Annotated in this window: 11 protein-coding genes and 1 other RNA gene; 10 read left to right on the forward strand and 2 right to left on the reverse strand. The window is 61.6% G+C overall.

Annotation, left to right across the window (positions count from 1 at the left end):
* The first annotated feature begins 200 nt into the window (after nt 1-200).
* Genes gatC through gatB form a run of 3 tightly spaced genes read left to right on the forward strand, consistent with a single transcriptional unit; the run spans nt 201 to nt 3,702 of the window.
* The gene (gene gatC, locus DWZ52_RS01810; RefSeq protein WP_118384778.1) at nt 201-512 is read left to right on the forward strand and encodes an Asp-tRNA(Asn)/Glu-tRNA(Gln) amidotransferase subunit GatC; all 312 of its coding nucleotides are present in this window, start codon (nt 201-203) and stop codon (nt 510-512) included.
* Nucleotides 512-2,026 (forward strand): Asp-tRNA(Asn)/Glu-tRNA(Gln) amidotransferase subunit GatA, encoded by a 1,515-nt coding sequence (gene gatA, locus DWZ52_RS01815; RefSeq protein ID WP_118384779.1) that lies wholly within the window; start codon nt 512-514, stop codon nt 2,024-2,026. Before gatC ends, gatA begins: the two co-directional genes overlap by 1 nt.
* The gene (gatB, locus tag DWZ52_RS01820; protein WP_118384780.1) at nt 2,026-3,702 is read left to right on the forward strand and encodes an Asp-tRNA(Asn)/Glu-tRNA(Gln) amidotransferase subunit GatB; all 1,677 of its coding nucleotides are present in this window, start codon (nt 2,026-2,028) and stop codon (nt 3,700-3,702) included. Before gatA ends, gatB begins: the two co-directional genes overlap by 1 nt.
* Before the next feature lie 234 nt (nt 3,703-3,936).
* Here the strand turns inward: gatB and DWZ52_RS01825 are convergent, their stop codons facing one another.
* Nucleotides 3,937-4,917, reverse strand: a complete 981-nt coding sequence (locus DWZ52_RS01825) for a helix-turn-helix transcriptional regulator (RefSeq protein ID WP_233547242.1) — start codon at nt 4,915-4,917, stop codon at nt 3,937-3,939.
* 120 nt (nt 4,918-5,037) lie between these two features.
* On the opposite strand from DWZ52_RS01825, the gene DWZ52_RS01830 reads away from it, so the two are divergent.
* The 6 genes from DWZ52_RS01830 to DWZ52_RS01855 all read left to right on the forward strand — a co-directional run bounded on the left by DWZ52_RS01830 (nt 5,038) and on the right by DWZ52_RS01855 (nt 12,166).
* Nucleotides 5,038-6,864 (forward strand): ABC transporter ATP-binding protein, encoded by a 1,827-nt coding sequence (locus DWZ52_RS01830; RefSeq protein ID WP_199579065.1) that lies wholly within the window; start codon nt 5,038-5,040, stop codon nt 6,862-6,864.
* Nucleotides 6,865-8,622 (forward strand): ABC transporter ATP-binding protein, encoded by a 1,758-nt coding sequence (locus DWZ52_RS01835; RefSeq protein WP_118384782.1) that lies wholly within the window; start codon nt 6,865-6,867, stop codon nt 8,620-8,622.
* 195 nt (nt 8,623-8,817) lie between these two features.
* Complete coding sequence (locus DWZ52_RS01840; protein WP_055250999.1) at nt 8,818-9,063, forward strand: DUF6110 family protein; 246 nt, start codon at nt 8,818-8,820, stop codon at nt 9,061-9,063.
* 78 nt (nt 9,064-9,141) lie between these two features.
* Nucleotides 9,142-11,157: a heavy metal translocating P-type ATPase gene (locus tag DWZ52_RS01845; protein WP_233547238.1), complete on the forward strand. Its 2,016-nt coding sequence runs from the start codon at nt 9,142-9,144 to the stop codon at nt 11,155-11,157.
* Between the two features lie 143 nt (nt 11,158-11,300).
* Nucleotides 11,301-11,654, forward strand: a complete 354-nt coding sequence (locus DWZ52_RS01850; protein ID WP_147352135.1) for a hypothetical protein — start codon at nt 11,301-11,303, stop codon at nt 11,652-11,654.
* Complete coding sequence (locus DWZ52_RS01855) at nt 11,651-12,166, forward strand: PIN domain-containing protein (protein WP_118384785.1); 516 nt, start codon at nt 11,651-11,653, stop codon at nt 12,164-12,166. The genes DWZ52_RS01850 and DWZ52_RS01855 overlap by 4 nt, the downstream gene beginning before the upstream one ends.
* Nucleotides 12,167-12,224: 58 nt before the next feature.
* On the opposite strand, the gene DWZ52_RS01860 is transcribed toward DWZ52_RS01855, so the two are convergent.
* Nucleotides 12,225-12,659 carry a hypothetical protein gene (locus DWZ52_RS01860; protein ID WP_117637895.1) on the reverse strand — a complete coding sequence of 145 codons (435 nt, stop codon included), beginning with the start codon at nt 12,657-12,659 and terminating at the stop codon, nt 12,225-12,227.
* Nucleotides 12,660-12,898: 239 nt separating this feature from the next.
* On the opposite strand from DWZ52_RS01860, the gene ssrA reads away from it, so the two are divergent.
* Nucleotides 12,899-13,262, forward strand: a transfer-messenger RNA (tmRNA) gene (gene ssrA, locus DWZ52_RS01865).
* Nucleotides 13,263-13,562: the final 300 nt, after the last annotated feature.

Below are 13,562 nucleotides of genomic sequence, written 5' to 3' on the forward strand. Positions count from 1 at the left end.
TCGAATGTTGTGATGGTTTTCGTTGTGGACGAGATGGTTTTCGCTATGGACGGTGCGGTTTCGCTGCAGAACCGCCAGCCCGCCGCCTGCCAACCCGCCGTCCTCGTTACGTTTTCGCTGCATTTGGGTAAAGCACCTGCTCCAAGCGGCGTTGCCTTGTATACTAGAGCGGTTTATCTGTTATGCGGAAGGGAGCGCCTATGGCACTCAGCGAGAAAGACGTGCGCGACATCGCCGAGTACGCAAAGATCGCACTGACCGATGACGAGCTCACCCAGATGACGTCCTACATGAACGACGCCGTCCAGATGCTCGAGCCTGTCTTGCAATATGACTTACCCGACGTGGAGCCCACGTTCCATCCCATCGGAAGCCTGTCCAACGTGATGGGCGATGACCTGCGCGAGCCCGAGCGCGACCTGCCGCTCGACATTGCGCTCGAAAACGCCGGCAGCGCGCGCGACCGCTACTTCCGCGTGCCGTCCATTTTGGGAGAGGGGGAGAGCGAGTAATGGCGCAGAGCTTCGATTTCTTTACCGCCGCCCAGATCGCCGCAGGCGTTGCCGCCGGCGACTTTACCGCTACCGAGGTGGCCCAGGCCTCCCTTGCCGCCATCGAGGCGCGCGAGGGCGGGGTCCAGGCATTCCTGCAGGTGGCGCCCGAGCTTGCGCTCGAGGCCGCCGCGCGCGTGGATGCCGACCGTGTCGCAGGCAAGCCGCTGCCCCCGCTCGCGGGCGTGCCGCTGGCCATCAAGGACAACATGAACCTCGTGGGCACGCGCACCACCTGCGCTTCCCTCATGCTCGAGGACTACCAGAGCGTCTACACCGCCACCTGCGTCCAGCGCATGCTGGATGCCGGCTGCCTGCCCATGGGCAAGGCCAACATGGACGAGTTTGCCTTTGGCAGCTCCACCGAGAGCTCGGCGTTCCACCGCACCAACAACCCCTGGGATACCGAGCGTGTGCCCGGCGGCTCCTCGGGCGGCTCCGCTGCCGCCGTCGCCGCGGGCGAGGTCGCGCTCTCGCTGGGCTCGGACACCGGCGGCTCCATTCGCCAGCCGGCGTCGCTGTGCGGCGTGGTGGGCTTTAAGCCCACGTATGGCGCCGTGAGCCGTTACGGCGTGGTTGCCTTTGGCTCGTCGCTCGACCAGGTGGGTCCCTTTGGCCGCACGGTCGAGGATGTCGCGCTGGCCATGAACGCGCTTACCGGCGCGGGCCACGATCCGTACGACTGCACCAGCCAGGATTGCGCCGTCGACTTTACCGAGCACCTCAACGACAGCATCGAGGGTAAGCGCGTGGGCATCATCCCCGCGTTTATGGAGGCCGAGGGCCTGACGCCCGAGGTCCGCTCCGCCGTTGAGCGCGCCGCCCAGGAGCTGCAGAACCAGGGCGCCGAGCTGGTCGAGGTCGACCTGCCGCATCTGGACGCCGCCATCGCCGCCTACTACGTCATCGGCCCGGCCGAGGCGTTCTCCAACCTGGCCCGTTTTGACGGCATTCGCTACGGCTACCAGGAGGAGGGCTGCGCCAACCTGTCCGACCAGAGCTCGCTCTCGCGCGCCCACGGCTTTGGCGCCGAGGCCAAGCGCCGTCAGATGCTCGGCGCCTACCTGCTCTCCTCGGGCGTGTACGACAAGTACTACTATGCCGCGCAAAAGGCCCGCACGCTCATCACGCAGGACTACGACGCCGCGTATGCCAAGGTGGACACCATCCTCATGCCCGCCTCGCCGCGCACGGCCTTTAAGTTTGGCGAGATCAGCGACCCCACGCAGATGTACCTGTCCGACCTGTACACCATCTCGCTCAACATTTGCGGCAATGGTGGCATCTCGGTGCCGCTGGGCCTGGGCGAGGACAGCCGCCTGCCCGTTTCTGCCCAGCTGGTGGGTCCGGCGTTTAAGGACCGTCAGCTGCTCACGTTTGCCCGCGCCCTGGAGCGCGGCTTTGCCGATGCCGCCACGGGTGCGCCCGCGCTTTCCGTCGCGCCCGATTTTGCCGGGAAGGGAGGCGAGCTGTAATGAAGGAGCTTTCCGAGGTCCTGCAGGATTGGGAGGCCGTGATCGGCCTGGAGATCCATACCGAGCTCACCGCACTCGATACCAAGATGTTCTGCAATTGCAAGCTCAGCCACGATGACGAGCCCAACGCTAACGTGTGCCCGGTGTGCCTGGGCCTGCCCGGTGCGCTGCCGGTGCCCAACAAGCGCGCCATCGAGAGCATCGTCAAGGCGGGCCTGGCCACTAACTGCGAGATCCAGCGCCACTCGATGTTCTACCGCAAGCACTACTTCTATCCCGACATGGCCAAGAACTTCCAGACCACGCAGGGTCCGGTCGCTTTTGCCATGTACGGCCACCTGGATCTTGATGTGACCGGTCGCGGTGCCGCCGAGCGCCCCGATTGCGCGTTTGGTGAGGCCGAGGCCCAGAGCCTGGCGAGCGCTTCGGCCAACGCAGAGGGCCTGTCCACGTCCATGACGTCGACCATGCGCGAGGGCAACCAGCGTGCCGGCCACCTGGCCAGCTACGATGCATCTAACCTGCAGATGCCTGAGCGTCGCGAGGACGGTTCCTACACGGTGCCCATCCGCATCCTGCGCATCCACATGGAGGAGGACGCCGCCAAGATGGTCCACGTGGGTGGCGCCGAGGGCCGCATTACCGCCGCGGCCGAGTCGCTCGTCGACTACAACCGCTGCGGTACGCCTTTGATTGAGCTCGTGACTGAGCCCGATCTGCGCACGCCCGAGGAAGCGCGCCTGTTTATGGAGAAGCTCCGTCGCATTTTTGTGACGCTGGGCATTTCGGACTGCTCCATGGAGAAGGGTTCCATGCGCTGCGACGGCAACGTGTCGCTGCGTCGCCGCGGCGAGACCAAGCTGGGCACCAAGACCGAGCTCAAGAACCTCAACTCGTTTAAGAGTCTGCACGACGGCCTTGCCTACGAGATTTGCCGCCAGGCCGAGGTGCTCGAGGAGGGCGGCATCATCTATCAGGAGACCCGCCACTGGGAGCCCAGCCGCAAGCGCACCGTGGTCATGCGTGTGAAGGAGACGGCCGACGACTATCGCCTGTTCCCCGATCCCGACCTGGCGCCGTTCGATCTGGACGACGAGTTTATCGATCGCTGCCGTGGCGAGATTCCCGAGCTGCCCGATGCCAAGCGCGCCCGCTTTGAGGCCGACTTTGGCATTAAGACGGCCGATGCCGAGCAGATTGCCGGCGACCCCGAGTTTGCCGACTTCTTTGAGGCCGCCGCTGCCGGTATGGCTGGCAAGGAGGCCCAGACGGTCGCAAACCTGCTGGTGAACGAGATGATCGCCTACCTTAAGGGCGCGGGCGTGTCGCTCGCCGAGTCCGGCATCGTGCCGGCTCAAGTGGCGGCACTCGCCAAGCTGCTGGCGACCGATGCCATCAGCTCCAACCAGGCGCACGAGGTCTTTGAGGCCATGGCCCAGACCGGCGACGACCCCAACAAGATCGTAGACGAGCGCGGTATGCGTCAGGTGAGCGATGCCGGCGCGCTGCAGCCGATTGTGGACGAGGTGCTGGCAAACTGTGCCGATCAGGCGCAGCAGTATCGTGACGGCAACCAGAAGGTCATCGGCTTTTTGGTGGGCCAGTGCATGAAGGCGAGCCACGGCAAGGGCAACCCGAAGCTCTTCAACGAGTTGCTGAGAACGTCGCTCTCGTAAGCGGGAACCGAGGGGCCGGGCGCAGGGCCTTGCCTCTCAATTTCGGACAGTCCTGACTCACGACGGAGGCGCCACTGGCGCCTCCTGTTCGTGCGGAACTCATTGAGAAGCAAGGCCCTGCGCCCGGCCCCTCGGTTCCGTGACGACTCGGCCGTTCGGGTCAGGCGGGGCTGAATGGAATTTGGTGAATGAGGGCGCCGATGGCGCCCTCATTCTTTATATATGTTGGGAGCGTCAGGTGGTGGGGGTGGTGCCGGTGTGTTGCTTGAAGGCTTGGGCGAAGGCGGCCTGCTGAGGGTAGCCTAGACGCTCTGCCACCTGCGCTATCGTGAGCGAGCTATCGGCCAAAAGGTCCTGTGCTCGCTCCATACGGCGTCTGCGAATGTAGGCGCCCAGGGATTCGCCAGTTTGGGCCTTAAAGGTGGCGCATAGTTTGGAGCGGCTTGTGTAGAGCCTCTCGGCCACCTCGTTGATACCCACACGCCTGCCTTTGTCGAGCGCGCGCTCAATCATTGCCGTCGCTTCTTCGGCAATGGTTATGCTGACGCGTGTGTTCGCCGCCTGCCGTGCCTGCTTGTGGGCCGCGCGCGAACAGGCGAGCTCCGCGACCATGGTCTCCACGATGCCCTGCATATAGACGTGTCCGCCTACGGTGCGGGCGCGTTCCTCGTTAATCCGGCGCAGCGTGTGGCAGATGGCAGACGTCGCTTCCTCGTGCCATGACTCGGCAAACGCCTCAAAGATTCCCGCGAACTCGGTGGGATAGCGGTGCTCCAGTTCGTCAAAATATCCAGGCAAAAAGAGTACCGAGCGCGAGTGATAAAGCTCCCCCGCAAACAGCGGGCTTAATTCCTCGCCACAGCTATCTTGGATAAAGCTGCAAACGGCATTGTTTGGCCACGGTCCATGCAATGGTTTGAGGTTCGCGGGCGTTATGCCAGCCTCGGGCATGCATGTAAGTGTGGACGCGCTGACTTCGCTCACGCAAGCGTATGGCTCGGGTGTGTATTCGGCCAGGTACATATCGTGCGTCGGGGTGATGAAATGCTCCATAACGATGCAGGCGGGGGAGAGGGGCATGATCCATGCGCGTCCGTGCGCCCGATCGTTTGCCACCTCGCCGGTAAAGACGGCGCCCTTGCCGGTAAGCTCCAGGCCAAACTGCTCAAACTGCGGTGCGTAGAGCTCGGTTATGTCGGTCGCCGCCCGCCGCATTTTCAAAAGCGTCCCCTTCATTTGCGAAAACGTCCACGCCTGGCCCAATTGTGTGCCTTGGCTAACACGCCCATGATAAGTTTCTTACGGTTAACTCTCAAGCCGTTAGAAAGGAATCTCATGGCAAAGGGATCAAAAAGGGAAGGTGGCGGCATCGGCGAGCTGCTTGCATATGCCGGTGAACGTAAATTCCTAACGTATTTGGGCATGGCCCTCTCGGCGCTCTCGCAGCTGCTGAGCTTTGGCCCGTACGTGTGCATCTGGCTTGTTGCGCGAGATCTTATCGCCGTGGCGCCCAACTGGAGCGAGGCCGCCGACATCGCGATGTATGGTTGGTGGGCTGTTGGTTTTGCCCTGGCAAGCATCGTGGTCTATTTCGTGGGACTCATGTGCACGCACCTGTCCGCGTTTCGCTGCGCGTCCAATATCCGCAAGGCTACGAGCGAGCATCTGCTTAAGCTGCCGCTCGGCTACTTTGACACGCACGCCACCGGTGAGCTGCGCCGTATCGTAGACGGCTGTGCCGCCTCCACCGAGACGCTGCTCGCGCACATGCTGCCCGATATCGCCGGTGCCACCGCCATGGTCGTGGGCCTGCTTGTGCTGCTATTTGCCCTCGATTGGCGTTTGGGCGCGGCATGCTTAATCTCGGTCGTCGTTTCGTTTTGCGCCATGGCCACCATGATGAGCGGCAAGGGCGCCGAGTTTATGAAGGCCTACATGGGCGCGCTGGTCAAGATGAACAAGACCGGCACCGAATACGTACGCGGCATCCCCGTGGTCAAGGTATTCCAGCAGACGGTCTACTCCTTTAAGGCGTTTCACGATGCGATCGCCGAATACGCCGACATGGCGCAAAGCTATGCGGGCACGTTCTGCCGAGGCCCGCAGGTGCTCAACCTTACCGCGCTCAATGGCCTCGTGGCAATTCTTTTGCCCGTGGCGTTGCTGTTGGCGCCGGGCGAGACGGACTTCGCGCACTTTATGGTCAACTTCACGTTTTACGCGATCTTTTCGGCCGTGGTGCCGACGGCCATGACCAAGCTCATGTTTGTGGGCGAGGCGTCTCAGATGAGTGCCGATTCGCTGGCGCGCATCCGAAGCGTTATGGATTCCAAGCAGCTCTCCGTGCCTGCCCAGCCCAAGCACCCTATCGGCAGCGATGTGCGCTTTGAGGATGTAAGCTTTACCTACGAGGGTGCCGAAGCGCCTGCCGTCGATCATGTGAGCTTTAGCGTTCCCGCAGGTAGCACCCTTGCGTTGGTTGGTCCCTCGGGCGGCGGTAAGTCAACCTGCGCAAGCCTGATCCCGCGTTTTTGGGATGTTTCCTCGGGTCGCGTGCTTGTGGGCGGCGTAGACGTTCGCGACATGGATCCGCACGAGCTCATGGACCAGGTCGCCTTTGTGTTTCAGACCAACCAACTGTTCCGGCAAACACTTGCCGATAACGTGCGCGCCTCCAAGCCTACGGCCACTGACGACGAAGTGCGTGCGGCCCTCTCCGCAGCTCAGTGCGACGACATTGTGGCCAAGCTCCCGCAGGGTATTAACACCATGCTCGGTGCTGGAGGGGCATATCTTTCGGGCGGCGAGGTACAGCGCGTGGCACTCGCCCGCGCGATCCTTAAAGACGCACCTATCGTGGTGCTCGATGAGGCCACAGCGTTTGCCGACCCCGAGAACGAAGCGCTCATCCAGCGCGCCTTTAGCAAATTGGCGGCGGGCCGCACGGTCATTATGATCGCGCACCGGCTTTCGACCGTGGTGGGGGCCAACAAGATCGTGGTGCTCAACCAGGGTGGTGTGCAGGAGGCCGGCACCCATGCCGAGCTGCTGTCCCAAAACGGCCTGTACGCCAAGATGTGGGCCGAATACGAACAGGCCGCGAGCTGGAAGATCACTGCTGCGGCCGCTGATGTCGCCGCCGCGAAGGGAGGCGAGGCCTAAATGTTCGCCTCATTCCAAAAGAAGTATTTCCTATCCGATAAAGGCATCGCCGGCGTTAAGCGCGGCATTTTCTGGACCACGCTCACCAATCTCATCACTATGGCCGGCATGGGCTTTTTGTTCCTGGTCATGGCCGGCTTTGTCGAGCATCTTGCCAGTGGGGCCGACCTGCCGGGCGCCCTGCCCATTGTGGGTGGTCTCGTTATCTTTTTTGCGTTGCTCTTTGCCTCTAATTGGCAGCAGTACTATTACACGTACTGCATCTTTTACGAGGAGTGCGGCAAGCAGCGTATGGAGATCGCCGAGCGCTTGCGCAAGCTGCCGCTGTCGTTTTTTGGCCGTCGTGATCTGGCCGATTTAACCGAGACCATTATGGGCGACGTCCAGGCCATGGAGCACGCCTACAGCCACGTGCTGGGAGAGCTTTGGGGTGCCATCATCGCAAGCGTCATTGTGTTCGTGGCGTCGCTGTTCTTTTGCTGGCAGCTGGCGATTGCGGCGTTTTGGAGCGTTCCCGTGGCCTTTGCCGTGCTGTATCTGACGCGCGGCCCCATGATCCCGGTGTTCGACCATGTGCGTGCCGAGAAGGTCAAGGTTACCGAGGCGATCCAGGAGACGCTCGACTGCGTGCGCGAGATCCGCGCCACCAACCAGGAGGCTCATTATCTTGAGGGGCTCAACGCCGTGATCGATGCCGAGGAGCGCGAGACCACCAAGGGCGAGCTCGCCAATGGGCTTTTGGTCAACTCCGCCTTTGCCATCCTGCGCCTGGGGATTGCCACCACGTTGGTCACGGGCGCTGCGATGGTCGCCTCCGGCCAGGTCGACTTTTTGATGATGTTTGCCTTCCTGCTTATGGTGAGCCGCATCTATGCGCCCTTTGATCAGGCGCTGATGCTGATGTCCGAGCTGTTTGCCGCCGAGTCGTCGGCCAAGCGCATGCGTTCCATCATGGAAGAGCCCGTGGCGCGGGGCAGCGAGCAGTTTGAGCCCGTAGGCCACGATGTGGTGTTCAATCACGTGGCATTTGGCTATGGTGCGGGCGAGGACGGCCGCGCCGGCGAGAAAGTTCTTACCGATGTGAGCTTTACCGCCAAGGAAGGCGAGGTCACGGCACTGGTCGGTCCTTCGGGCTCCGGTAAGTCTACGGTGAGCCGCCTGGCCGCGCGCTTTTGGGATGCCACCGCGGGCACGGTCACCGTGGGCGGCGTGGATGTTGCGAGCGTGGATCCCGAGGTACTGCTGCGTGATTACGCTATTGTGTTCCAAGACGTGCTGCTCTTTGACGACACGGTGATGGGAAACATCCGCCTCGGGCGTCGTGGCGCCACCGATGAGCAAGTGCTTGCGGCTGCGCGTGCCGCCAACTGCGACGAGTTTGTGAGCCGCATGCCGCAGGGCTACAACACCATGATCGGCGAGAACGGCTCCAAGCTGTCCGGCGGCGAGCGCCAGCGCATCTCCATCGCCCGTGCGCTGCTCAAAGATGCGCCGATCGTGCTGTTGGACGAGGCGACGGCGAGCTTGGATGTGGAGAACGAGACCGTGGTTCAGCAGGCGCTCTCCCGTCTGCTTGCAGGTAAGACGGTTATCGTTATTGCCCACCGTATGCGTACGGTGGAAAATGCCGACAAAATCGTTGTACTCATGGATGGTGTGGTTGCCGAGCAGGGCACTCCGGCGCAGCTCAAGGCGGCAGGTGGAGAATTCGCCCGCATGGTGGCGCTGCAAAAGGAAGCAGCTACCTGGCAGTTGTAAGAAGGGGCAAAGGGACAGTCCCTTTCTCACATTGACAATCGGTTACTCCGCATCGTTAATTTTCAAAAGGTTAGCCATGGCTGACCTAGATAGTTAGATAAAATTGAGATATTTCAAAAGCGTGCTCGAGCAAACTTGTTTACTCGGGTGCTGAGGCACCATGCCGCGTCCAATGCGGCAAAAGGGAGAGACATCATGAAGAAGTCCACGTTCAACACCCTGCTTGTTGGTGGCGGTTTTCTGCTTGGTACGGCTGGCATCAAGCTGCTCACCAGCGCTCCGGTAAAGAACGCCTGCGTGCAGGGTATCGCGTGCGGCATGCGCATCAAGAACGGCTACCAGGACATGGTCGAGCAGGCCAAGGCTAATGTCGACGACATGGTTGCCGAGGCGGCCTACATCACCCAGAGCGAGGCCGCTGCTGACGAGGCAGCAGAGTAACGCTCCCAGGCACAAACTATGAGATTCTCGATTATCAGCGAGATCCCCGGCAGGACCCGTCTTCAATTGGCGGGTCCTGTGCCAGAGAGCGATCTCGATGCACTTCTTAAGCTCAGCGGCGATATCGACGGCGTGCACAAGGTACGCGTCTATGGCCGTATTGGCCAGTTAGCGCTCGAATATGATGAGCCGTGTCGCGATGCCGTGCTGGCCGCCGTCGGTGCGCTCGACGCTCAGGCCATTGCCGACGCAAAGACGGGTTACGTGATGCAGCTTGAGCCGCGCAAGCACAAACTCGTTATGGACCTGGCGACACTTATCGGCGCCCACTACGCGCGCCGCTGGTTCTTGCCGACGCCTCTGCGTGCGGTGTTTGTCGTGGCCGGTTACATGGCATTTTTGCGCGCTGCCCTCCGTGAGCTCGCGCAGCCGCGCCTGACCGTTCCCGTGCTCGACGCTTCGGCCATCGGCATTTCGTTCGTCAAGCGTGATGTCGACACCGCGGGCCAGACAATGTTCCTGCTCAACGTGGGCGAGCTGCTCGAGGACTACACCCGCGCCATGAGCGAAAACGAGCTCATCAACTCGCTGCTCGATGTACCCGACAAGGCGCAAAAGGTCGTCGGCGATACCGAGGTAAGTGTTGCCGCCACCGAGCTTGAGCCCGGCGACTTGGTGGCCGTGCGCACTGGCATGTCCATTTGCATCGACGGTGTCGTCGAGCAGGGGAGCGCTATGGTCAACCAGGCGACCCTGACCGGCGAGCCGCTGGCCGTTGAGCGCAGCGTGGGCGACGACGTGTTCGCCGGTACCGTCGTGGAAGACGGCAGCATCTTGGTGCGCGTGCGCGCCAACACGGCGCAGACCAAACTGCGCTCGATCGTCTCGCTCGTGCAGACGGCCGACTCGCTCAAGTCCGAGGGCCAGTCGCATATGGAGGACCTCGCCAACAAGATCGTCCCGTGGAACTTCCTGCTCGCGGGCCTGGTTGCGCTCACCACGCGCAGCCTTATCAAGACCTCGGCGGCGCTGATGGTCGACTACTCGTGCGCACTCAAGCTCACGGGTTCCGTCGCCGTCATGACCGCCATGAGCGATGCCGCCAAGATGGGCGTCATGGTCAAGGGCGCGAAGTACTTTGAGTCGTTTGCCAAGGCTGACACCATCGTGTTTGATAAGACCGGCACGCTTACTGAGGCGCAGCCGCGCCTGGCTTGCGTGCTGACGACAGATGGCTGGAGCAAGGACGAGGTCCTGCGCCTTTCCGCTTGCTTGGAGGAGCATTTCCCGCATCCGGTGGCGCGTGCCGTGGTCAACGCCGCCCTCGAGCGCGGGCTCGAGCACCGCGAGCGCCATGCCGCGGTCGAGTACATCGTGGCGCACGGCATCGCTTCGTCCATCGAGGGGCGTCGCGCCATTATCGGTTCGGCGCACTTTGTATTTGAGGACGAGGGTGCGCAGCTCGAGTCCGACATCAAGGAGCAAATCGAGCTCCAGATGCAAGGCCTGTCGCCGCTGTATCTGGCGGTCGACGGCAAGGTCGTCGGCGTGCTCGGCATCGAGGATCCGCTCAAGCCCGGCGTCCGTGAGGCCATCGCCGACCTACATGCGCTGGGCGTCAAGCATGTCGTTATGCTCACGGGCGATTCGGAGCGCACGGCCGAGCGCATTGCGCGCGAGGCGGGTGTCGACGAGTTTAAGGCCGAGCTGCTGCCCGAGGACAAGTACGCCTATATGGAGCGCATTAAGAGTGAGGGGCGCCACGTTGCCATGGTGGGCGACGGCGTCAACGATTCGCCGGCACTCGGTTTGGCCGACGTGGGGCTGGCAATGGGTGGCGGAAGCGACATCGCCAAGGAGGTCGCCGATATCATCCTGACCGACACGGATCTGGCCGCGATCGTGCGTTTGCGCCGCATGAGCCAGGGCCTCATTGATCGTCTGACGAGCTCCTACTCTAAGGTGATGCTTACCAACTCGGCGCTCCTGGCGCTGGGCATTACCGGCATGATCACTCCGCAGACGTCGTCACTGCTGCACAACGGCTCGACGATTGCCTACAGTCTGAGCAACGCGAAGGCTTACCTGCGTTAGCAGATGTGTTCGCCCACGTTATTTGGCCTGCGCCCAGACGGCATTGGTGTCGTCCGAGCGCAGGTCTTTTGCATTTGACCATGTGCTAGCTTCTTTATATAGTGGTGCTAGCATGGCTAGCAATTGAAGGGAGCGGGATCGACGTGGGTGCTGTTAGTGGCATGGCGCAGGTGAACGTTCGCGTAGATCGCCAGGTCAAGAACCGTGCCGAGGAGGCGCTGCGGCTTTCGGGCGGGTCACTGCCCGAGCTCATCAAAAAGGTGGTGGCCAAGGTCGCGCAGGGTGGCGGGCAGTGCGAGGAAGTGCTTGCGGCCGTCGACGGCCGGCGGCAGACCGTCGCGCCCGATACACCGTTCGCCGCGTCGTGGGCAGCGGCAGACCGGCTTTATGCAGATTTGGGCATCGCTACGTCGCCCGTATCCGACGATCGCGATTGGGACGCAATCTATTCCGACGCCATGGATGAGCATTATCGCCAAAAGGGGATGATCCTGTGAGTGGGGCGCCTCTCAAGATCATGGTGGACGCCAACGTATGGGTTGATTCGTTTTGCGTCGACCATGCCGAGTCGATTGCCGCGCGTGCGTTTATTGGGCAGGCGACGGAGATGGGGGCGTTGCTGTTCTTTCCGGTGCATATCGCCAAGGACGTGCTGTACGTTGTCCAGCACGAACTGAAGCGTAGCGTTCTTGCCAGCGGGGGAGCGCTCGACGAGGCATCTGCCCGTGCAATTGGCGATGCGGCGTTGGCGTTTGTTCGGAACATGACCGAAAACGCCACGGCCGTGGGTGCGGATGCGTCGGACCTTTGGCTGGCCGACAAATTCTTAGCACTCCATCGCGATTACGAGGACAACTTGGTGCTCGCCGCGTGCAAGCGCGCGCAGGTCGATTACTTGGTGACCAACGATCGCAAGCTGCTCGAACATGCCGATCTTGCAGCAAAGACACCTTGTCAAATGATGCCGATTCTTGCCTTGGCCGAACGCGGCGGCGCGGCAATCGGTTGACGCGAACTGTTTGCGGGCCTCTTGGACGACGATGCGCCAAGGGGCCCGCGTCTGCTATTTACAAAAGCTCGGCCTTAATGGCGGGACTTTCTGCGAGCTGCTCGGCTGCCTTTTCGTCGGAGCTGTCGAGTGCTGCCAGACTGCGGTAGACCCACTCGTTGACCTGGGTGTTCTTGACGCCTGCGGTCTGCATGAGGGCGCCTACCTCGCGGATTGCTGCGAGCAGATCGGCTTTGGGACCCGCGAGCTCGAGCTCGATACCGTGGTAGGCGGCCACGCCGCGGTTCTCACTCACGTGGTCGATAAAGCCCTCGACGGTCTCAAGCTGCTGGGCGAGAGCTGCATCATCGTCAACGTCCAGCGCGACGAGTGCGTTCGATACCGTGAGGGCGGGATGTCCGCAGGGGACAAAGCCCTCGATGACATCCATAGCTTCGGTAATGGTTGAGCCCAGGCCTGCGAGGGCATCGACGAGTTGCTGCTTGGTATCCATAACGGTCCTTTCGACGGGTCAATTTTGCTTGGCGAAAATATACGTGACGCGATCGGTAACAAAAGTGCGAAGTGCGGCGCACATTGGGGTCTTCACAGCTCGTGCATAGAACAGCTGTCCGCTTTCAGAACGTGGTAAGATAACACTCCACAAGCGGGGCTCGCCCCGTATGTTCCTTGAAAAGTCGACGGTTATCGGGTGTTTGCAGGCCCGATACCATCCAGACTTTCCCGACATTCGGGGGCGACTGGTTTCGACACGATAGCTCTGAGAGAGGAAGCAAGCCGAGGTCTCCTCGCCTCGTTAAACAGGGGTACCGTCAAATTGAATTGACAACAACTCTTCTTTTGAGCCTATGGCTCTCGCTGCTTAATTTATAGCGGCGCGTCAACCCGGTGATTTCCCCGACACCGCCGCGACGTCATCTTAGGGGAATGCTCCTGCGCACGTAATCGGTATGGCGCGGGCTAAGACCGAACCGGTTAGGACGTCGCGAGCGTGTCGCTGCGCGCAAGGCGTCCGAGACTAAACCAGCGACTGAGCTTGGAGATGCCAATCAAGGGGCTTTCGTGGACCGGAGTTCGATTCTCCGCGCCTCCACCATAAGTAACAGGCAGGTAGATATTCGTATCTACCTGTCTTTTTATTTCTAGTCCGTACCGCGGAGAATCGAACTCTGTGCAGGGCGCGGGCGTTAAGCAAACGCGAAGCGTTTGTAGCCCGCGGGCGAGGGCGGCGGCAGCCGGCCGAAGCCGGTGCGTATTTGCGAAGCAAATACGCGGATTCTTCGCGCAAAGCCTCAGCCCAATATAGATGCGATGTTTATCGAATTTCAGCTGGCCTCGCCCAGCATCAACGGATCCCCCGTACCGCGGAGAATCGAACTCTATGCAGGGCGCGGGC

Origin of the sequence: Collinsella sp. AF33-16, assembly GCF_003475325.1 — a bacterium.
In the GTDB taxonomy this organism is placed as follows: domain Bacteria; phylum Actinomycetota; class Coriobacteriia; order Coriobacteriales; family Coriobacteriaceae; genus Collinsella.

Bases quoted from the DNA above. Each gene is read 5' to 3' on its own strand.
- gatC (WP_118384778.1), top strand. From the start codon at position 201: ATGGCACTCAGCGAGAAAGACGTGCGCGACATCGCCGAGTACGCAAAG.
- gatA (WP_118384779.1), top strand. From the start codon at position 512: ATGGCGCAGAGCTTCGATTTCTTTACCGCCGCCCAGATCGCCGCAGGC.
- gatB (WP_118384780.1), top strand. From the start codon at position 2,026: ATGAAGGAGCTTTCCGAGGTCCTGCAGGATTGGGAGGCCGTGATCGGC.
- DWZ52_RS01825 (WP_233547242.1), bottom strand. From the start codon at position 4,917: ATGCGGCGGGCGGCGACCGACATAACCGAGCTCTACGCACCGCAGTTT.
- DWZ52_RS01830 (WP_199579065.1), top strand. From the start codon at position 5,038: ATGGCAAAGGGATCAAAAAGGGAAGGTGGCGGCATCGGCGAGCTGCTT.
- DWZ52_RS01835 (WP_118384782.1), top strand. From the start codon at position 6,865: ATGTTCGCCTCATTCCAAAAGAAGTATTTCCTATCCGATAAAGGCATC.
- DWZ52_RS01840 (WP_055250999.1), top strand. From the start codon at position 8,818: ATGAAGAAGTCCACGTTCAACACCCTGCTTGTTGGTGGCGGTTTTCTG.
- DWZ52_RS01860 (WP_117637895.1), bottom strand. From the start codon at position 12,659: ATGGATACCAAGCAGCAACTCGTCGATGCCCTCGCAGGCCTGGGCTCA.